The organism is Kitasatospora sp. McL0602 (genome assembly GCF_052076145.1).
GTDB lineage: Bacteria > Actinomycetota > Actinomycetes > Streptomycetales > Streptomycetaceae > Kitasatospora.
Genome location: NZ_CP197246.1, coordinates 3081401 through 3100646, shown reverse-complemented (window position 1 = coordinate 3100646; position 19246 = coordinate 3081401). Strand labels below are relative to the sequence as shown.

Genomic DNA, 19246 nt, shown 5'->3' with positions numbered 1-19246 from the left:
GACAGACCTTCCGGTTGACCCTCCGACAGACCCTAACGGCCGGGGGCGGGGCTGATCCGGTCGCCCTGCCCGGCCACGATGCGGCCGATGTTGGCGAGGGATTCGGAGTCGGCGTCGAAGTAGGCGGAGTGGCTGGCGAAGGCGTCCAGCGGCTCGCCGGGGGCGACCTGGAAGCGGCGGGCGCCGAAGCCGGAGCCGGCCGGGTCGCGGCCGAACCAGAGCTCGTCCGGTGGGTCGACCAGCTGGCGCAGTACGGCGCCCGGGAGCCCGCCCGCGAGCATGCCGCCCGCCACCGTGGGCAGGTCCGGGAGGTGGCTGACGGGGTCGCAGTCGGCCGCGCCGACGTACACGTGGCCGGGAGCCAGGCCGAGGCCGTCAGCCCGGTCCGTGCCCGCCCCCGGGCTGCCGACCAGCACGACGTCGTCGGCCACCGGCCCGCCCGGCTGACGGGCCGCCAGCCCGACCAGCAGCGAGCCGTAGCTGTGGCCGATCGCCGTGAGGTGCGCGGGCGGGCCGGGCCGGGCGGCGCGCAGCCCGGTGAGGAAGCGCTCGTACGCGGCGGCGCCCTCGCGGGCCCGGCGGTCGTCGGCGACGCCGAGGCTGCGCGGGTCGAGGCCCTCGTTGGGTGGCGGGTCGTAGCCGAGCCAGACCAGCGCGGCGACGCTGCGCCCCTCGCCGTACCCGGCCGCCGCGTCGCGTACCCGCTGCGCCCGGTCGGCGTCACCGCCGCCGAGGGCGGCCAGCTTGGTCCCGAAGCCCGGGACGTACGCGGCGACGTGCGCCGCGTGGTCCGGGTCGCCGAAGCTGAGCACGGCCCGGCCGTGGCCCACCGGGGAGAGCGCGAGCAGCAGCAGGTCCGACGGCCCGTCGGCGAGGCGGCGCCGGATGGCGCGCAGGCCGTCGAGCAGTTGGGCGTCGCGTGGCCCGCGCTCCAGCAGTTGGGCGAGCAGCAGTCGGTTGGCCCGGTCGCGGACCAGGGCGGGGAGGCCGTCGAGGCTGCCGATCAGGTCCGGGTGACCGGTGGTCAGACGGCTGCGGGCGGCCGGGTCGAGGGTCTGCCACCAGAGGGCGACCTTGCCGGGCGGGGTGCCGGGCGGCGGCACCGGGCCCTGGCCGGGGAGGCCGAGCAGCAGGGCGTCGGGGTGCGGGCCGAACGGGGTTGGGGTGTCGGGCGTGGTGGTGTGCAGGGTGGTGGCGAGGCGGGTGAGCTGGTCGAGGCGGGTGGCGGTGCGGCGGTCGGCCTGGTCGGTGCCACCCTGTCCCGCGCCGCCGTGTTCTGTACCGCTCTGTCCCGTACCGCTCTGTCCTGGGCCGCCCTGGTGGGAGGCGCCGTCGCTCTCGTGGGCGGCGAAGTCCTCGGCGGCCTGGCGGAGCGCCTCGGCGAGTTGTTGCAGCCCCTCCTCGGCCTCCTGGAGCCGGGTGGCGGCGGCGTCGAGGGTGCGGGCCGCGCGTTCGCTCGCGGTGCCCTGCCAGTCGGAGGCCCGGACGGTGCCGGTGACGGTGAGCTGCCACTCCTGCTGGACGGCCTCCAACGAGGCGGCCAGGGCCTCGTACGCGGCGGCGGCGGAGGCGAGGGCCTCCGGGCGGGTGGGCATCGTCAGCCCCCGGGGCGGGCGGCGGGGAGGAAGCCGTGACGGATCTCGGCGTCGGTCTCCCGGTAGCCGGTGGCGGTGCTGTGCAGGCGGTCCGCGACGCCGTCCAGCTCGGCCGCGATCAGGGCGAGCGCCTGCTGCCAGGCGGCGGCGCAGTCGCGCAGCGCGACGGTCGTCAGGCAGGCGGGCAGGAGCTCCGGGGCCGGTGCACCGGCGGCCGACGTACGGAGGTGCTCGGCGGCCCGCCGAGCGGCGAGGCTCGCCGTCGCGAGCTCGGCGGGGCGGACCTGGAAGCCGGTGGACACGAGTCGTCACCCCCTCGGGGCGGTGGGGAATTTCGCGCCTATCGTAACGTCAGGTGCGGCTGTGAATACCCGCTGTAGTTTCGACGGGCTGTCAAGAGCCGAAAACGGGCCGAGGCTGACAGGGTGCCAATTCGCACGCTAGTTTCTTTGGCATGTCACGCGGACGCCACCGTCATTCCTCCGTCCTCGGCCGCTCCACGCCCATGATCGCCTCCGGGGTGCTCGTCGTCGTCGCGGTGGCCGCATTGGTCGCCAGCCCTGACCCCACACTCGCCCGATCGGTGGGTGTCGCGGTCGTGCTGGTCTGCATCGGGCTCGGAGTCCTGCTGCGCCAGCGCGAGCGCGCCGGGAGGGCCGCCGCAGAGCTGGCCGCCACCCGGCGGCTGCGCGCGGAGGAGCGCTTCGAGGAGCAGCTCGCCGAGGCCGAGTACGCCGCCGAGGTCGCCGAGGAGCGGGCCACCCGCTTCGGGCGGCGGCTGACGGCGGAGAAGTCGCGGCTGGCCAAGGCCGAGACGGAGATCGCCCGGCTGCTGCGCGAGCGCGCCGTGATGGTCGCCGCGCAGGCGCTGAAGGACGCCGAGGCGGCGCAGAAGGCCCTCGCCGAGACCAGGCCCAAGTACCCCGCCAGCCCGGCGGCCTTCGTGCGGGCGGCCTCGGTGCTGCGGCAGCTGGAGCGCGCGGCGGAGCGGGCCGAGCAGCGGCGGGAGAGCACGGCCCGTGCGGAGGTGGCCGTCCGGCCCGCGCCGCAGCTGGTGCCGCAGCTGGTGCCCGTGGCCTCGCCCACGTCGACGGCTGTGCAGGTCGGGCCCTCGGTGCTGACCCCGGCTCCGGCTGTTCCTGCTCCGGCTGTGGCGACGGCCCCTGCGCCTGCCGCGCCCGTCGAGCGGGCGGGGATCGAGGCGGTGCCGCTGCGGCCCGTGCTGGCGGCCTCGGTGGAGCCGCTGGGTGGCGTGCAGGCGGCGGCGATCGTGCCGGCCGGGCGTCAGCGGCCCAGGCCGCAGGCTGCCGGGCGGGCGCCGGGCTTCAGCTTCTTCGGGCGGGCCGGTGCCGCCGGTGCGGCGATGCGGGCGGCTGCCCCGTCGCCCGCCGTGGGCGATCTGGCCGACGTGCTGGGCGACGAGGCGCTGGCCGAGACGGCCCGCTACACCGCGCCCGGTGCCCCGGCGCCGGAGGCCAAGCCGGAGCACACCCGGCCGGAGGTCGTGGACCTGACGCCGGAGGACGACACCGTCGGCCTGGAGGTCTCCGAGCTGCGGGCCAACCACCGCTGAGCAGTAGGCGTACAGCAGACGACAGACGACAGACGGCAGGGGCGCGGGGACAGCGCCACCGGGTCATCCCGGCGCACAGTCCCCGCGCCCCTGCCGTCGTCGTTGCCGCAGAGCGACTACGGCTCGACTACAGGTTGACACCGAAGTCCTGGGCGATGCCGGCCAGGCCGGAGGCGTAGCCCTGGCCGATGGCGCGGAACTTCCACTCGTCGTTGTTGCGGTAGAGCTCGCCGAAGATCATGGCGGTCTCGGTGGCGGCGTCCTCGGAGAGGTCGTAGCGGGCGATCTCGGCGCCACCGGCCGCGTTCAGGACGCGGATGTAGGCGTTGCGCACCTGGCCGAAGCTCTGGCCACGGGTGACGGCGTCGTAGATCGAGACCGGGAAGACGATCTTCACGGCCTCGGCGGGCAGGCCCGCGAGGTTGACGTTGAGCGCCTCGTCGTCGCCCGCGCCCTCGCCGGTGCGGTTGTCACCGGTGTGCACGACGGTGCCGTCGGGGGTGCTGGTGTTGTTGAAGAACACGAAGTGCCCGTTGGACAGCACCTTGCCGTCGCCGTTCAGCACGATCGCGCTGGCGTCGAGGTCGAACTCGGCGCCGGTGGTGGTCCGAACGTCCCAGCCCAGGCCGACGGTGACCGCCGACAGGCCAGGGGCCTCCTTGGTCAGCGAGACGTTGCCGCCCTTGGAGAGGCTGACAGGCATGGTGTGTGTCCCTTCGTCGGTTCGCCGCTTTTGTCGCTGCTGTTGTCGAGGAGAACGCGGAGCGGCCGAGGGTGGTTCCATCGGTCCGTACGGCAACCTCTTCAGCGTCGGCCGGACGGTGTGTCAGACCCGGGGGAAGCGTCCCTGGACGGTCCAGATGTTCGGGTTGTCGGCCAGGCCGTCGTGCAGGTCGGCGAGGTCGGCCAGGACGTCCTGGAGGAAGTCCCGGGCCTCTCGGCGCAGGTCCTCGTGCCGCACCACGGCGGGCGGCTCGTCCGGCAGCCAGGTGGCGCTGATCTCCACCAGGCCGAAGCGGCGGGCGAAGCGCAGCAGCTCGGTGTTCTGGGTGAAGTCGAGGTCGTACGTCTGCACGAGCGCGGAGCGGCTGCCGCGCGGGTCGCGGTCCAGCTCCTCGACGGTGTCGCAGAGCGCCCACGCGAAGTCGAGCACCGGCACCCATCCCCAGGCTGTGGACAGGTCCGCGCCGTCCGCCTCCAGCCAGATGTCGCCGCAGAACAGGTCGTACCGGAGGCTGCGCACCGAGGCGCTCCGGTAGTCGGTCTGCGGAGGGTCGGGGAAGCGGTTGGAGAGGGAGTAGCCGAGCTCGATCACGTCAGCCATTCTCCCGTACGGCCGGGCGCTGATCCGCCTGTGCCCGACTGCGTCCGCCTGTGCCCGCCTGTGGATAACCACGTGACCTCGGCGGCAGGGCGCGGGATGATGGCGGAATGACTGAGCCCATCCGCGTACGGGGGTCGGTGGCCGTCCCGGACGCCGAGCTCGTCTGGCGCTTCTCCCGCTCCTCCGGCCCCGGAGGACAGCACGTGAACACCTCGGACACCAAGGTCGAGCTCCGGTACGACCTGGCGGCCTCGGACGCCCTGCCGCCGGTGTGGAAGGAGCGCGCCCTGGAGCGGCTGGCCTCGCGGCTGGTCGACGGCCGCATCCTGGTCGTCCAGGCCTCCGAGCACCGCTCGCAGTGGCGCAACCGGGAGGTGGCGGCCGCCAGGCTCGCCGCCCTGCTCGGCGAGGCGACCGCACCGCCGCCGAAGGCCCGCCGCGCGACGAAGCCCTCCCGGGGCATGGTCGAGCGCAGGCTCCAGAACAAGAAGCACCGCTCCACCCTCAAGCAGGGCCGGGGACGCCCCTCCGCCGACTGATCGTCAGGCCAGGCTGCGGTAGCCGCCGCGGAAGTAGAGCAGCGGGCGGGCGGCCGGGGTGGGGACGCGGGCCTGGAGGACGCGGCCGAGGAGGAGGGTGTGGTCGCCGGCGGGGATGCGCTGCTCGGTGCGGCACTCGACGGTGGCGAGGGCGTCGTCGATCAGCGGGGCGCCGGTGAGGGTGCTGCGGGTGTGCGGGGTGTCGGCGAAGAGCAGGCGGTCGCTGAGGCGGCCCTTCATCGCGAAGCGCGAGGCGAGCGCGCGGTGGTCCTCGCCGAGCAGCGAGACGGCCCAGGTGTCGACGCGGCCGAGGATCTCGTCCATCCGGGAGTCCTCGCGGACCGAGACCAGCACCAGCGGCGGTTCCAGCGAGACCGAGAGGAAGGACGTCGCCGTCATTCCGGCGTCCCCGCCGTCGGCCCCCTCCTCGGGGTCGTGGACGGTCACCAGCGTCACGCCGGAGGCGAGCTGGGAGAGCGCGGCCCGGAACTCGTCGGGCGTGGCGGCAGGGGCGGCTGCTTGCTGCGGGGACGTGTACACCTGGTGCACGCTAGTCGGCGGGCCGCCGCTCCGGCATCGGCCCGTGGTCTTAGGACCGCCGAAGGAGACCGGTGTCACGGTCCGCTGGGCCGTACGGGAGGCTCCGGTCACCCCTGGGAGTGATCACTCAGGGCTTGGCGGCCCCCTCGGGCCTTCAGCCCGGCTGTATGGTCGCCGACCACCCATTGACCGTGAATATCCGGATACATCCGTATCCATCCGGTATCTGGCAGCTGAACTGTCGTGGATGAGTAGTCGATGGGCATGTGCACGGTGTGATTTGAGTCACAACTAGTGGCTGATTGTTGACCGAGCGTGCCGATCGTTGTGCTCCCTGTGATTCAGTTCTTCTGGCAATCGGACGATAACCATTCAAGAACTATCCGAAGCAGCCGGGGAGCCCCCGCATGGAAGCCGAGTCGGAGCCGTACGTCCGCCTCGCGACCCTCCGCACCTTGCACCGGGTCGTGGCGGACCTCAACGCTGCCCGCAGCCTGGCGGGCACGTTGCAGGCCGTGGTCGAGGGCGCCGTGCACGGGCTCGGGTTCGACACGGCCGCCGTCAGCCTGGTCCGGGCCGACGGCGACCTCGTGGTGGCCGCCGTCTGGGAGGTCGAGGAGAGCGCCTTCGGCGGCCCCTCGGTGCTGCTCGGCCAGGTCGGCTCCCGGGAGTCCTGGGAGCGGCTGCTCGGGGTCAGCGACCACTGGGGCACGCTGCGCTTCCTGCCGCACGACCGGGGCTGGGCCGTCGGCGCCGACATCCCCACCTGGACGGGTGACGGCCCGCTGCCGGTCTACTCCAACGACTGGCACCCCGCCGACAGCCTGCTCGCCCCGATGTACAGCGCCGGTGGCGACCTGCTCGGCGTGCTCTCGGTGGACCGCCCGCGCAGCGGCAAGCGGCCCGGCGCGTGGACCCGTGAGGCGCTGGAGATGTTCTCGCTCCAGGCGTCCATCGCGATCGGCAACGCCCGGCTGCGGGCCGAGATGCAGCGGGCGCTCGCCCGGCTGGAGAAGGAGCAGCAGGCGCTGCGGGCCAGCGAGGAGAGCTTCCGGCAGGCCTTCGAGTACGCCCCGAGCGGCATGGCCATCACCGAGCTGCACGGCGCCGGGCGCGGCCAGCTGACCCGGGTGAACGACGCCCTCTGCCGCCTGCTGGGCCGCCCCCGGGCGACGCTGCGCCAGCAGTGCTTCGCCGACCTGGTGCACCCCGACGACCTGGAACTGCTGCTGCGCACCAGCGCCGAGGGGGGCCGGGCGGAGCTGCGGCTCTCCCGCCGGGACGGCGGCTACCAGTGGGTCTGTCTGCGCAACTCGGTGGTCGCCGACGCGGCCGAGGGCCCGAGCTTCCTGCTCACCCACGTCGAGGACATCGAGGAGCGCAAGCGGCACGAGCTCCAGCTCGCCCACCGGGCCAGCCACGACGCGCTGACCGGCCTGCCGAACAGTGCCGAGCTGCGGGCCCGGCTCGGCCGCCGGCTCTGTCCGCAGCCGCAGCTCGCGGCGGGCGTGCACCCGCCCCCGTACGGCGAGGGCGCGCCGCTGGGTGAGCCCGCGTACGCCCCGCAGGGGGTCTCCTACAGCGCGCACAGCGCCTTCGACGGGCTCGGTGTCCCGGCGCCGCTCTCGCACGGCTACGGGGCGCCTGAGGGCATCGACCCGATGGCCCTGGAGTGGGCCGGGCGGGACAGGGCGTCGGGGGAGCTCGGCCGCGCGGACGCGCTGCCGGACCACGTGCACGCGGTCGTCCCCGGCGATCCGGTGGCGGGCGACGTCTGGAGCGGGCCGTTCCGGGCCGGGGCGGACAAGGGGCTCCCGGCGGAGAAGGGGCTCGCGGTGCTCTTCTGTGACCTGGACGGCTTCAAGTCGATCAACGACCGGTTCGGCCACAAGGCCGGTGACTCGGTGCTGATCGAGGTGGCCAGACGGCTGCAGCAGGTCGTCCGGGAAGGTGACACGGTCGCCCGCCTCGGCGGCGACGAGTTCGTGGTGCTGGCGGACGGGATCGGCCGTGAGGAGGCCAAGGACCTGGCCGGGCGGCTCCGGAACGCGATCATCCCGCCGATGCGGATCGACAACCGGACGACCCGGGTGGGTGTCTCCCTGGGCATCGGCTGGGCGGGCTGCGGCATGAGCATCGAGGAGGTGCTGCACGCCGCCGACGAACGGATGTACGACGAGAAGCGGGCCCGTGGCGGCGCCGCCCGGGGCACCCGTGGGGAGCGTTCGCACCGTCGCGCGGGTTGACGGGCACGTCGAGCCGCCTTTCCCTGCCGTCAGCTGCGGAAGGTAGGGTTCCCCGGAACGAGAAGTCAGTCATCAGCGCCGCACGGCCGCTCGTTGTGCGGCGCACAGCGCTGGGGAGTTGAACCACCGTGACCACGGCCGGCAGTAACGGAGCGCCCGAGGGCCCGGCGGACGACGACCCGTTCGCCTACCTCTACCGCCCGGCGGAGGGCGAGGAGGCGGCCAGCCAGCCGCGCAACTCCTACGCCCGCCCGATGGAGGTCGGCCGGGCCCAGTACGGCCAGCAGCCGCCCCGCAGTCAGCAGCAGCAGCCGTACGCACCGCAGTCCCAGTACGCACCGCAGTCCCAGTACGCACCGCAGCCCCCGTACGGCCAGCAGCCCCCGCAGGGCCAGCCGCCGCAGGGCCAGGCCGGGGTGCCGACGCAGCAGACCCGCTACGCCGAGCGCTCCCGCCCGCAGCCGGGCGAGGACCGGCCGAGCGGCGGGCGCGGCAAGGCCGCCGTGATCGGCACCGTCGCGGTGGTCGCGGCGATCGCGATCGGGGCCGGGATCGCCCTCAGCGGCCCGGACAAGACCGACGGCAGCAAGGCGGCCGACAAGGCCACCCACAGCAGCGCCCCCGTCCACCCGTCGGGCTCCTCGTCCTCGCCCGGCACCACCGCCAGCACCCCGCCGGCCTCCAGCGACCCCGTCGCCGACGCCTCGAAGCTCCAGGGCCAGGGCGCGCCCTCCTCGTCAGCCGTCAAGGGTGCGATCTCGGCGGACGGCAGCTACCTGACGCTCCAGCCGGGTGCCACGATCACCTGGAACGTCTCGGTGGCGACGGCCGGCCAGTACAAGTTCTGGCTGCACTACGACAACCCGGGCGCCGACGTCACCGCCGCCGTCTCGGTGAACGGCAAGGACCGCGACGGCGGCGTCACGCTGACCAACTACTCGAAGAGCAGTGACCCGGCGCAGGCCTGGGTCTCCACCAACATATGGCCGGAGCTGCAGGCCGGGGCGAACACCATCACGGTGTCGATCCCGGCCGGGGGCAGCGGCTCCGTCCCGATCGACCAGGTCGCGATCACACCGATGTCGGTGAGCAAGTACCCGCACTGACCGGTGGGTGGTGAGCAGCGGGACGCAGATCCGCTGCTCACCACCAGGCGGCTCAGGCCGCGTGGACGCGGGTGAAGCGGTCGGCGCCGACGATCCACTCGCCCCTGCGCATCACCGCGACGAGGTCGTAGGTCTCGGAGTCCAGCACCACCAGGTCGGCGTTCTTGCCCGTCTCCAGGGTGCCGATCGAGTCGCCGAGCCCGAGCAACCGGGCCGGGACGGCCGACAGTGACTGCACCGCCTGGTTGAGGCTGAGTCCGTTGACCGTGACGGAGCGCTTGAACGAGACGTCCAGGGTGAGCGTCGAGCCCGCGATCGAACCGCCCTCGACCAGCCGTGCGACCCCGTCCTCGACCCGGACCTGGAGCGGGCCGAGCGGGTAGAGGCCGTCGCCCATCCCGGCCGCGCCCATCGCGTCGGTGATCAGCGCGACGCGCTCGGCCCCGGCGGTGCCGTACGCCAGGTCGAGCACCGACGGGTGCAGGTGGATGCCGTCGTTGATCAGCTCGACGGTGACCCGCTCGTCCTCCAGCAGGGCGACGATCGGGCCCGGCGCGCGGTGCTGGATGCCCGGCATCGCGTTGAAGAGGTGGGTGGCGACGGTCGCCCCGGCCTCGATCGACTCGAGCGTCTTGGCGTAGTCGGAGTCGGTGTGCCCGACGGCCGCGATGATGCCGAGGTCGGCGAGCATCCGGACGGACTCCAGCCCGCCGGGCAGCTCCGGGGCCAGCGTGACCATCTTCGCGGTGCCGCGCGCGGCCTCGACCAGGGTGCGCACGAGCGCCGGGTCCGGGTCGCGGAGCAGGTCCGGGCGGTGCGCGCCGCAGCGGCCGGGGGAGATGAACGGGCCCTCGAAGTGGATGCCCGCGAGCACTCCGTCCTCGACCAGCTCGGAGAGCACCGCCGCCTGGCGGCGGAGATCGTCGATCTCGCCGGTGACGGTGGAGGCCATGGTGGTGGTGGTGCCGTGCTCCAGGTGCGTGCGGGCGACCAGCAGCGCCTCCTCGGCCAGCGCGGCGGAGTACGAGGCCCCGCCCCCGCCGTGCACGTGGAGATCGACGAAGCCCGGGACGACGGTGAAGCCGGTGAGGTCGATGTCGCCCGGCTCGTGGTCACCCCCCAGCCCGGCGATGGTCGCGCCCTCGACGGCCAGCCGACCGTTCTCGATCACACCGCCGGGCAGGACCAGTCGGGCCCCTGCAAGGGCGGTACGCTCAGTAGTCACTCGGTCACTCCATGATGTAGGCTGCGTACCCTGCCCGCGGGCAGTGGTTCGGGCTGGACCACGCCTCGCTCTGCAGCGAGGGGGAAGCTGCCGGCCTCGGCCGGGGGCGGAGTCACGGAGAGCAGATCCCAGGCGAGAAGTCCTGCGCCCAGGGCCGCAGCAATGTCTCTCAGCATGGCCGGTACGACCTTCGGGGGCATCTGGAAGGTCAGCCGCTCGGAAACCGCCGCGCGCAGTGGTGTGAAGAGGGTGTCACCGGCTTCGGCGAGGCCGCCGCCGACGATCACCGTCGAGGGGTCGAGCAGGCTCTGGGCCAGCACGATCCCGTCGGCGAGGGCGTCCACGGCGTTCTGCCAGACGGCCAGCGCGCGGGCGTCCCCGGCGTCCACGGCCGCGGCGCAGTCCGCCGCGTCCGCCGCCGGGTCGCCGCTCGCCTCGGCCCAGGCCCGGGAGACGGCCGAGGCCGATGCCAGGGTCTCCAGGCAGCCGTGGGCGCCGCAGCCGCACTTCGGGCCGCCGGGCCGGACGACGACGTGGCCGATCTCGCCGCCGTAGCCGTGGGCGCCCGCCTCGATCCGGCCGTCGACGCCGATGGCTCCGGCGATGCCGGTGCCGAGCGCGATGAAGAGGAAGCGGGAGACCCCCTGCCCGGCGCCGAGACGGCCCTCGGCCAGCCCGCCGGAGCGGACGTCGTGGCCGAGCGCGACGGGGATCGGCGGACCGACCGGGCCGCCGAGGCGTTCGCCGAGGAGTTTGCGGATCGGGAGGTCGCGCCAACCGAGGTTGGCGGAGAACACCGCGATGCCGTTCCTCTCGTCGATCGTCCCCGGCACGGCGACGCCGGCCGCGAGGGGCGGGCAGCCGAAACGGCTGCGCCCCTCGTCGGCCAGGTCGGCGGCGAATTCGAGGATGGCGGCGACGACGGCGTCCGTGCCGTGCTCCCGCCCGGTCGGTCGGCGTGCCTCGAACAGCACGGAGCCGTCCTGGGCGAGCAACGCGGCCTTCATGCCGGTGCCGCCTACATCGAGTGCGATGACGTGCTTCACGGGGGACAGTTTCCCTTGACCAGGTCGGAGAGGTCTAGTCCAGTTGCGCGATTGGTCTGGTCCAGCTCGGTGAGGTATGTCGCCTTGGGGTGGTTTTGGGGGCCTTGACGGTTGATACCCGTTCCGGGCTGCGCGCCACCCAGGGCTCCCCGCTCGTCTCGACGGTCTCAGTCGCCGAGGACGACGGACCGCGTCAGCGCACGCGGCTCGTCCGGGTTCAGCCCCCGCGCCTCGGCCGTCGCGACGGCCAGCCGCTGCGCCCGGACGAGATCCGCCAGCGGGTCCAGCCCGGAGCCGCCGGAGCCCGCCACCAGCAGCGCGCCCGTCCGTCCGACCTGTTCGGCCAGCCCGTCCGGCAGCTCGCCGAACGACCAGACCACCCGGCCCGGCGCGGCGATGCTCACCGGCCCGTGCCGGTACTCCATCGCCGGGTACGCCTCCGTCCAGGCGCCCGCCGCCTCGCGCATCTTCAGCCCGGCCTCCTGGGCCAGCCCGTTCGTCCAGCCCCGGCCGAGGAAGGTGACCTGCTCGGCCCCGACCCAGGCGGCCGGCAGCGGCTCGGCGAGCGCCAGCTCCGCGTCGTCGGCGGCCTGCCGCACCGTCCGGACGCCCGGCAGCGAGCAGCCCTCGATCTCCAGGTGGGCCCTGAGCAGGGCGAACGCGGTGGTGGCGAACCGCGTCTGCACCACCGAGGTCTCGTCCGCGAAGTCGAGCAGCAGCACCTGCCCGGCGGCTTCGAAGACCGGCGTGCCGGGCGTCGCGGTGATCGCCGTGGTCGGCGCCTCGACCTGCCGCAGCAGGTCGAGCACCTCGGTCGTGGTGCCGGAGCGGCTGATCGCCACCACCCGGTCGTAGCGGCGCGCGTATGGGAACTCGGACGCCGCCAGCGCGTCCGTCTCGCCGTGGCCGCCGGCCTCGCGCAGGGCGGCGTACGCCTGCGCCATGAACCAGGAGGTGCCGCAGCCGACCACCGCGACCCGCTCGCCGCGCCGCGGCAGGGCGGGCCCGGCGTCGGCGGCCAGGGTGGCGGCGTGGCGCCAGTTCGCGGGCTGGGTGGCCAGTTCCTCGGCGGTGCGGGAGGTGACGGGCATGGGTGTGAGCTCCTCGGCTGCTCCGGCGGGACTGCATCGGTGTCGAGCGCTTGCGTAAAGCTGAGTGATTTATAGCTGTTTCGAGCAAGATTGCGCAATGAGTCTGGTGTGGCGGGCCTCCGACAACCCATGGGCGAGGTCGGATATGCAAAGCTGGGCGGGCTTTGCGCACTCGCGCGCAGCAGACAGCCGGAACTGCTCGGAAGGGGCGGCGTGTCCAGATACGAGCGATGGAACGCACTGCTGGAGCTGCTGGCCGAACACGGCAAGCTCGAGGTCGACGAGGCCGCCGAGGCGCTGGACGTCTCCGCCGCGACCATCCGTCGCGATCTCGACCAGCTCGCCCGCCAGCAGATGGTCACCCGTACCCGGGGTGGGGCCGTCGCGCACAACGTCAGCTATGACCTGCCGCTGCGCTACAAGACGGCCCGCAACGCCGACGCGAAACAGCGGATCGGCGCCGCCGTCGCGGCCCTGATCGCCCCCGGCGAGGTGGTCGGCCTGAACGGCGGCACCACCACCACCGAGGTCGCCCGCGCGCTGGCCGTCCGGCCCGAGGCCGAGCGGGCCGAGCCGGGGCAGATGCTCACCATCGTCACCAACGCGCTCAACATCGCCAACGAGCTGACGGTCCGCCCGCAGGTGAAGATCGTGCTCACCGGCGGCGTCGCCCGCCCGCAGTCGTACGAGCTGATCGGCCCGCTCGCCGGGCTGGTGCTCGCCGAGCTCGCCCTGGACGTCACGGTGCTGGGCGTCGACGCGCTGGACGCCGAGCACGGCGCCACCGCCCACCACGAGGGCGAGGCCAGCGTCAACCGGCTGCTGGCCGAACGGGCCCGCCGGGTCGTCGTCGCCGCCGACTCCTCCAAGCTCGGGCACCGGGCCTTCGCCAAGATCTGCGGCCTGGACCGGATCGGCACCCTCGTCACCGACGAGGCGGTCAGCCCCGAAGTGGCGGCCGCCTTCACCGAGGCCGGCGTGCAGGTGATCGCGGTCTGATCCGTCCCGTTCTGCATGGGTTCCCGTTGCAGCCCCTGCAACGGGACCCGGCACTTCGGTAACTACCCGATGAGAGGTCTGGACCACCGCAGCAGTCACTGGGAGTGTTGCCGCCGCCCACCCCCACGAAGGCGGTAACCGCGTTGATCACCCCTGCCCCGAAGTCCCGCTGGTCCGGCACCGCCGTCGCCGTGGCCGCCGCCCTGCTGCTCAGCGGCTGCGGCAGCGGCACCCTCGGCCTGGGCGGGAGTGGTGACGTCACCCTGAAGTTCGTCGCGGCCGACTACGGCGACACCGAGGCGACCAGCTCCAGCCACTACTGGAACGACCTGGCGCGGGCCTTCGAGGCCGCCAACCCCAAGATCAAGGTCAACGTCCAGGTGATCAGCTGGACGGACATCGACCGGCGCGTCGCCGAGATGATCGCCAAGGGCGACTCACCGGACATCGTCCAGACCGGCGGCTACGCCGACCAGGTCGCCGCCGGGCGGCTCTACGCCGCCGGCGACGTGCTGACCATGGACACCCAGGCCGATCTGATCGACGTCTTCGCCAAGGCCGGCCAGGTCCAGGGCAGCCAGTACGGCATCCCGTTCGTCGCCTCCTCCCGCGCCTTCTTCTACAACAAGGCGATCTTCGCCAAGGCCGGCATCACCCAGCCCCCGGCCAGCTGGGACGAGCTGCGCCGCGACGCCGAGCTGATCAAGCGCAAGGTCCCCGGGGTCATCCCGTACGGCCTGCCGCTCGGCCCCGAGGAGGCCCAGGCCGAGGCGACCATGTGGACGATGAGCGGCGGCGGCGGCCTCGCCGACAACGGCGGGAACTACACCATCGACAGCCGGCAGAACCAGGCCACCTTCGACTGGCTGCGCACCAACCTCGTCCGGCCCGGCCTCACCTACCCCGACCCCGGCGCGGTCGACCGCAAGGTCGCCTTCGGTGACTTCGCGGCGGGGAAGGTCGCGATGCTCGACGGGCACCCCTCGCTGATCCAGAAGGCCGTCAACTCGAAGATCGACTACGGCACCAGCGCGATCCCGCGCAAGGACACCGCCGGGCGTCAGGGCACCCTCGGCGTCGCCGACTGGATGATGGCCTTCAAGGCCAACGGGCACCGGGTCGAGATCAAGAAGTTCCTCGCCGACGTCTACAAGCAGGAGAACACCCTCAAGTTCGACGAGCTCTACAACCTGCTGCCCGTCACCCAGGACACCCTGGCTGCGATGACGGCGGGCAGGCACGAGGACCTCAAGGAGTTCCTCGCCGCCCTGCCCACCGCCAACTTCTACCCCCTCGGTGACCCGGCCTGGGAGAGCGTGAGCGGCCTGATCAAGAAGCAGATCGGCGGCGCGGTCAGGGACAACGGCCAGCAGGCCCTGACCGCCCTCCAGCAGGCGGCGGCGGAGGCCGCCGCCAAGGCCCGCTGACCGGGCGCCGGATGCCTATACCACCTGCAGAGGGGGCGATCCGGGCGTCTGGCGCAGATTCCCTCCTTCGGGGCGGAGTCGGCTGCCCATGGCAGTGGGTGAGGGACGGCAGAGTACCGTCCCCAGTCAGCTGGCTGTGGTGCTTGGCGGGGCGATCGCGATTGTCGAAAGGGGGTGTCCCTGTGCTCTCTGGTCGCAGATATCGACTTGAACTGACTGATGGTCAGGCTGACTTGTGCCAGGCATTTGGTGATGTGTGCCGGTCGGTGTGGAACACCGCCTTGGAGCAGCGCCGGGAGTACCGGCGGCGTGGGGCGTGGATGAATTACGTGCCGCAGGCCGCCGAGCTCGCGGAGGCGAAACGGGAGTTCCCGTGGCTCGCGGATGCCCCGTCACATGTGTTGCAGCAGACACTTCGCGATCTCGACCAGGCGTGTCGGGAGCATGGGACTTATCTGGTTCGGTGGCGGTCAAAGACCGGGTGGTCGCCGTCGTTCCGCTTCCCGGCGGGGCGGCTGATCACGGTGGAGCAGCTGGGCCGTAGGTGGGGCCGGGCGAAGCTTCCGAAGCTGGGGTGGGTCCGGTTCCGCTGGTCCCGGCCGCTCGGCGGTGTGGTCCGCTCGGCGACCGTCACCCGGCAGGGGCGGCACTGGTTTGTCTCTTTCCTTGTCGATACCGGCACGGCGACCCCTGAGCGGCATGCCATGCCGGACACGGCCGTCGGTGTGGACCGGGGCGTGAAGGTTGCTGCGACCACCTCGGGTGGCATCTTCCACGACCGGGTATTCGTCACGCCGGGTGAGGCGGGGCGGCTGCGCCGGTTGCAGCAGAAGCTGGCAAGGCAGCAGTGCGGCAGCCGGCGGCGCGCTGCAACTGTCAAGGCGATCAACGTCATCACGGGCCGAGCCCGGGACCGGCGTGCTGATTTCTGCGCGTGGGTGGGCAACCGGCTTGCCACCGCGAACGCGGTGGTGGTGCTGGAGCGCCTCCGGACCCGCAACATGACTGCCAGTGCGTCCGGCACGGTGGACGCCCCTGGACGTCAGGTCGCGCAGAAGCGGGGGCTGAACCGAGCCATCCTGGCCAAGGGGTGGCACAAGCTGGAACTCGCCATCCATAACGCTGCCCGCACGACCGGGACCATCGTGGTCCTGGTCAATGCGGCGTACACCTCGCAGACGTGCAACAGGTGCAAGCAGGTGGACCCGAAGTCGCGCAAGAGCCAAGCCGACTTCGAGTGCACAGCCTGCGGACACACCGCGCATGCCGACGTGAATGCTGCGAAGAACATCCTCAACGCCGCAGGGCATGCGGTGTCAGCCCGTGGAGACCTCGGCGTCAGCCGGTCTGTGAAGCGCGGAACCAGGCCACCGGGCAACCGGCGCGCCGCCAGATCGGTCGCCAGGCCGATGGGTATCCCCGCCGGTTAGGGCCGGGAGGAAGTCAACTCGTATGCCTTGCGGAGCGTCTCGTGGACGGTCCAGGTGGTGCGGTCGCCCTCGTGGAGGACGGTGACGTCCCCCGGGCCGACCTCCAGGACGGTGCCGTCCTCGAAGGCGATGGTGGCGCGGCCGCTGATCACCACGAACATCTCGTCGGCCTCGGTGTCGGTCACCACGCCCGGGGTGATCTGCCAGATGCCGCGGATGCGGTTGCCGTCCTCGGACTCCCAGAGCACCTTGCCGGTCACCTCCGGGGTGCCGGAGACGATCTGGGCGGGGTCCAGCGGGTCGGGTTCGAGGTCGGCGTCGGGGATGTGCAGAGCGAAGCTGTTGGTCATGGGGCTGACGCTAGCCCGGCGGCGGGCCGTGCGGGCACCGCAGAGTGTGTCGGGTCCGCCAGGCAGAATGACAGCATGACGGAGGAGCGGACGGAGCTGACCCAGCGGACGGAGCTGACCCAGCGGGCGGAGCGGGCGGGGCTGACCGAGCGGGAGGCGGCGGTGCTCGCGCTGGAGGCCAGGCAGTGGCGGACGGCGGGCGCCAAGGAGCGGGCCGTCCGGGAGGAGCTCGGTCTCTCGGCCACCCGGTACTACCAGCTGCTGAACGGCCTCCTCGACCGCCCGCAGGCCCTGGCCCACGCACCGGTCCTGGTCAACCGGCTCCGGCGCATCCGTGAGGCCGCTCGACAGCAGCGTTGACCCCAGGGGCGCCGGGTACGTGAAGTTGGCCCGGGGGCTGGGTAGGTTCCGGGCATGGGTATGCCTGAAGTGGGTACGGTCGGTGGTCGGGCTGGGTTGGCGGCTCTGGTGGCAGAGCCTGCTGCGGCGGTGATCGCGTTGGACTTCGACGGGACGTTGGCGCCGATCGTCGCCGATCCGGATTCGGCGCGGGCCCACCCGGGGGTGGTGCCCGCACTCGCCGCGTTGGCCCCGCTGGTCGGGTCGATGGTCGTGGTGACCGGCCGCCCGGCGGAACTCGCGGTGCGGTACGGCGGGTTCGCGGGCGTGCCGGGGCTGGAGCAGCTGACGGTGCTCGGGCAGTACGGCGTGGAGCGCTGGGAGGCCCGCACCGGTGAAGTCGCCGCGCCCGAGCCGCCGCCCGGCGTGGCGGCGGCCCGCGCCGAGCTGCCCGCCGCACTGGCCGGGGCCGGCGCCCCGCCCGGCACCTGGGTCGAGGACAAGGGCCGGGCCCTGGCCGTCCACACCCGTCGTACCGAAGACCCGGACGCCGCACTTGAGTTGCTGGGCGGGCCGGTCGCCCGGCTGGCCGCCGGGCACGGCCTGGTGGTCGAACCCGGCCGGTACGTCCTGGAGTTGCGCCCGCCGGGTGTCGACAAGGGCGCCGCGCTCACCGGCTACCTGGCCGAACGCCCGGCCGGCGCAGTGCTCTACGCCGGTGACGACCTCGGTGACCTCGCCGCCTACGCGGCCGTCGAGAAGCGTCGCGCGGACGGCCTGCCGGGCCTGCTGGTGTGCAGCAGCGACCCGGCCCCGGGGGAGGCCCCCGTCCGTGAACTCGCCGACCGGGCCGACCTGGTGGTCCCCGGCCCGGCCGGTGTGGTGGCGCTGCTGGCGGCGCTCGCCCAGGAGCTCAGCCGAGTGCGTTGAGCTGGTCGAGGAACCACTGCTGCGGCGGCAGTGCGGTGGCTGCGGAGGCCAACCGCTTGGTGCGTTCGGTGCGTTCGGCAGCCGGCATGGTGAGTGCCCGGTGCAGCGCCTCGGCGGTTGCGAGCACGTCGTAGGGGTTCACCGTGATGGCGTCGTCGGCGAGTTCGGCGTACGCGCCCGCCTCGCGGGAGAGCACGAGGGCGCACCCCGCGTCGGAGACCACCGGGATCTCCTTGGCGACGAGGTTCATGCCGTCCCGGATCGGGTTGACGAGGGCGACGTCGGCGAGCCGGTAGGCGGCGAGCGACCGGGGGAAGTCGTCGTTGACGTGCAGGATCAGCGGCTGCCAACTCGGCGTGCCGAACTCGTCGTTGATCTCGTGCGCGATCCGCTGCACGGCGGCCGTGTACTCCCGGTACTCGGGCAGGTCGTGCCGGGAGGGGTAGGCGAAGGCGATGTGCACCACGCGGTCCTGCCACTCCGGCCGGGAGCGCAGCAGGTGCCGGTAGGCGAGTAGGCCCCGGACGATGTTCTTGCTCAGCTCGGTGCGGTCGACCCGGACGATGGTGCGGCGTTCGCCGACCTGCTCCCGCAGTGCGGCCAACCGGGCCTCCACGTCGGGCCGGTGGGCCCGTTTGCGGAGGAAGTCGCCGTCCGCGCCCAGGGCGTGCACGCCGAGCCGGGTGGTGCGGCCGCCGTGCGTGACGGTGAGCGCGGTGCGGTCGACGACGGCGCCGAGCACGCTCTCGCAGCAGTCGGCGAAGGCGAGCGCCCAGCGGCGGGTCAGGAAGGCGGCGCGGTCGGCGCCGAGGATGCCGGAGAGGACGGCGGCGGCGACGTCGTCGGGCAGCATCCGGTAGTACTCGGGCGGCGCCCACGGGGTGTGCGAGAAGTGGCCGATCCGCAGGTCGGGCCGCAGGGCCCGGAGCAGCTCCGGGGCGAGCGAGAGGTGGTAGTCCTGGATCAGGACGGCCGCGCCGGGGGCCGCCTCGGCGGCGAGGGCCTCGGCGAAGGCGGTGTTGTACGCGCGGTAGGACTCCCACTCGCGGCGGAAGCGCTCGTCGAAGACGGGGGTGACCGGGGTGTCGTACAGCAGGTGGTGGACGAACCAGAGGGTGGAGTTGGCGACGCCGTTGTAGGCGCGGGTGAAGGTGCCCGGGTCGATGTCCAGCATCCGGACGGCCTGTCCGCCGATGTCGAATCCGCCCAGGTCGAGCCGCCCTTCCGGGCTCTGCCGGGCGGCCTGCCGGTCGGCCTCGCCGAGTGCGGCGCAGACCCAGACGGCGGAGGGGTCGTCGATCGCGGACAGGCCGGAGACCAGGCCGCCGCCGCCTCTGCGCAGGGTGAGCGCGCCGTCGTCCCCACTGCTGAAGGACACCGGCCCACGGTTGGAGGCCACCAGGACGGGGGCGGCGCCGGCAGGCTTCGAACGTTCGGTCGCGAGATCGGCCATACAGGCAACCTTGCCTGAGTGGCGGGGGCGCAA

At 73.0% G+C, this 19246-nt stretch carries 19 protein-coding genes; 9 read left to right on the top strand and 10 right to left on the bottom strand.

Translation table 11 applies throughout. The features are described from left to right. Positions 1–32 precede the first annotated feature (32 nt). Both ACR68M_RS13955 and ACR68M_RS13950 read right to left on the bottom strand, forming a co-directional pair. The gene (locus ACR68M_RS13955; RefSeq protein ID WP_441250802.1) at positions 33–1595 is read right to left on the bottom strand and encodes an alpha/beta hydrolase; all 1563 of its coding nucleotides are present in this window, start codon (positions 1593–1595) and stop codon (positions 33–35) included. Between the two features lie 2 nt (positions 1596–1597). Then, the gene (locus tag ACR68M_RS13950; protein WP_441250801.1) at positions 1598–1897 is read right to left on the bottom strand and encodes a hypothetical protein; all 300 of its coding nucleotides are present in this window, start codon (positions 1895–1897) and stop codon (positions 1598–1600) included. Between the two features lie 152 nt (positions 1898–2049). Here ACR68M_RS13950 and ACR68M_RS13945 point away from each other — a divergent pair, with 152 nt between their 5' ends. After that, a complete protein-coding gene (locus tag ACR68M_RS13945) occupies positions 2050–3168 on the top strand; it encodes a hypothetical protein (protein ID WP_441250800.1) in 1119 nt (372 codons plus the stop codon). 127 nt (positions 3169–3295) lie between these two features. Here ACR68M_RS13945 and ACR68M_RS13940 read toward each other — a convergent pair whose 3' ends face one another. Both ACR68M_RS13940 and ACR68M_RS13935 read right to left on the bottom strand, forming a co-directional pair. Continuing rightward, entirely contained in the window at positions 3296–3871 is a 576-nt protein-coding gene (locus ACR68M_RS13940; protein WP_441250799.1) for a TerD family protein, read from the bottom strand. A gap of 123 nt (positions 3872–3994) precedes the next feature. Continuing rightward, on the bottom strand, positions 3995–4483 hold the full coding sequence (locus ACR68M_RS13935; protein ID WP_441251611.1) for a hypothetical protein: 489 nt from the start codon (positions 4481–4483) through the stop codon (positions 3995–3997). Positions 4484–4599: 116 nt separating this feature from the next. Between ACR68M_RS13935 and arfB the strand changes: the two genes are divergently transcribed. Next, positions 4600–5031, top strand: a complete 432-nt coding sequence (gene arfB / locus ACR68M_RS13930) for an alternative ribosome rescue aminoacyl-tRNA hydrolase ArfB (RefSeq protein WP_441250798.1) — start codon at positions 4600–4602, stop codon at positions 5029–5031. Positions 5032–5034: 3 nt separating this feature from the next. On the opposite strand, the gene ACR68M_RS13925 is transcribed toward arfB, so the two are convergent. Further along, entirely contained in the window at positions 5035–5580 is a 546-nt protein-coding gene (locus tag ACR68M_RS13925) for a flavin reductase family protein (protein WP_441250797.1), read from the bottom strand. A 398-nt stretch (positions 5581–5978) separates the two neighbouring features. Here ACR68M_RS13925 and ACR68M_RS13920 point away from each other — a divergent pair, with 398 nt between their 5' ends. Both ACR68M_RS13920 and ACR68M_RS13915 read left to right on the top strand, forming a co-directional pair. Beyond that, entirely contained in the window at positions 5979–7817 is a 1839-nt protein-coding gene (locus ACR68M_RS13920) for a diguanylate cyclase domain-containing protein (protein ID WP_441250796.1), read from the top strand. Between the two features lie 128 nt (positions 7818–7945). Further along, positions 7946–8923 carry a hypothetical protein gene (locus tag ACR68M_RS13915; RefSeq protein WP_441250795.1) on the top strand — a complete coding sequence of 326 codons (978 nt, stop codon included), beginning with the start codon at positions 7946–7948 and terminating at the stop codon, positions 8921–8923. A 52-nt stretch (positions 8924–8975) separates the two neighbouring features. Here the strand turns inward: ACR68M_RS13915 and nagA are convergent, their stop codons facing one another. The 3 genes from nagA to ACR68M_RS13900 all read right to left on the bottom strand — a co-directional run bounded on the left by nagA (position 8976) and on the right by ACR68M_RS13900 (position 12285). Then, positions 8976–10148 carry an N-acetylglucosamine-6-phosphate deacetylase gene (nagA, locus tag ACR68M_RS13910; RefSeq protein WP_441250794.1) on the bottom strand — a complete coding sequence of 391 codons (1173 nt, stop codon included), beginning with the start codon at positions 10146–10148 and terminating at the stop codon, positions 8976–8978. Next, positions 10145–11194 carry an ROK family protein gene (locus ACR68M_RS13905; RefSeq protein WP_441250793.1) on the bottom strand — a complete coding sequence of 350 codons (1050 nt, stop codon included), beginning with the start codon at positions 11192–11194 and terminating at the stop codon, positions 10145–10147. The genes nagA and ACR68M_RS13905 overlap by 4 nt, the downstream gene beginning before the upstream one ends. Before the next feature lie 167 nt (positions 11195–11361). After that, a complete protein-coding gene (locus tag ACR68M_RS13900) occupies positions 11362–12285 on the bottom strand; it encodes an SIS domain-containing protein (protein WP_441250792.1) in 924 nt (307 codons plus the stop codon). Between the two features lie 213 nt (positions 12286–12498). On the opposite strand from ACR68M_RS13900, the gene ACR68M_RS13895 reads away from it, so the two are divergent. The 3 genes from ACR68M_RS13895 to ACR68M_RS13885 all read left to right on the top strand — a co-directional run bounded on the left by ACR68M_RS13895 (position 12499) and on the right by ACR68M_RS13885 (position 16141). Continuing rightward, positions 12499–13284 carry a DeoR/GlpR family DNA-binding transcription regulator gene (locus ACR68M_RS13895; protein WP_441250791.1) on the top strand — a complete coding sequence of 262 codons (786 nt, stop codon included), beginning with the start codon at positions 12499–12501 and terminating at the stop codon, positions 13282–13284. 143 nt (positions 13285–13427) lie between these two features. Beyond that, on the top strand, positions 13428–14711 hold the full coding sequence (locus tag ACR68M_RS13890) for an extracellular solute-binding protein (protein ID WP_441250790.1): 1284 nt from the start codon (positions 13428–13430) through the stop codon (positions 14709–14711). Positions 14712–14722: 11 nt separating this feature from the next. Then, positions 14723–16141 carry an RNA-guided endonuclease InsQ/TnpB family protein gene (locus tag ACR68M_RS13885; RefSeq protein WP_441250789.1) on the top strand — a complete coding sequence of 473 codons (1419 nt, stop codon included), beginning with the start codon at positions 14723–14725 and terminating at the stop codon, positions 16139–16141. On the opposite strand, the gene ACR68M_RS13880 is transcribed toward ACR68M_RS13885, so the two are convergent. Continuing rightward, positions 16138–16491, bottom strand: a complete 354-nt coding sequence (locus ACR68M_RS13880) for a cupin domain-containing protein (RefSeq protein WP_441250788.1) — start codon at positions 16489–16491, stop codon at positions 16138–16140. The two genes, ACR68M_RS13885 and ACR68M_RS13880, sit on opposite strands and share 4 nt — an antisense overlap. A 75-nt stretch (positions 16492–16566) precedes the next feature. Here ACR68M_RS13880 and ACR68M_RS13875 point away from each other — a divergent pair, with 75 nt between their 5' ends. After that, a complete protein-coding gene (locus tag ACR68M_RS13875) occupies positions 16567–16851 on the top strand; it encodes a DUF3263 domain-containing protein (RefSeq protein ID WP_441250787.1) in 285 nt (94 codons plus the stop codon). A 54-nt stretch (positions 16852–16905) separates the two neighbouring features. Continuing rightward, a complete protein-coding gene (otsB, locus tag ACR68M_RS13870) occupies positions 16906–17760 on the top strand; it encodes a trehalose-phosphatase (RefSeq protein WP_441250786.1) in 855 nt (284 codons plus the stop codon). Here otsB and ACR68M_RS13865 read toward each other — a convergent pair. Next, positions 17744–19213, bottom strand: coding sequence for an alpha,alpha-trehalose-phosphate synthase (UDP-forming) (locus ACR68M_RS13865; RefSeq protein WP_441250785.1), 1470 nt, complete (start codon positions 19211–19213; stop codon positions 17744–17746). The two genes, otsB and ACR68M_RS13865, sit on opposite strands and share 17 nt — an antisense overlap. Between the last annotated feature and the right edge of the window lie 33 nt (positions 19214–19246).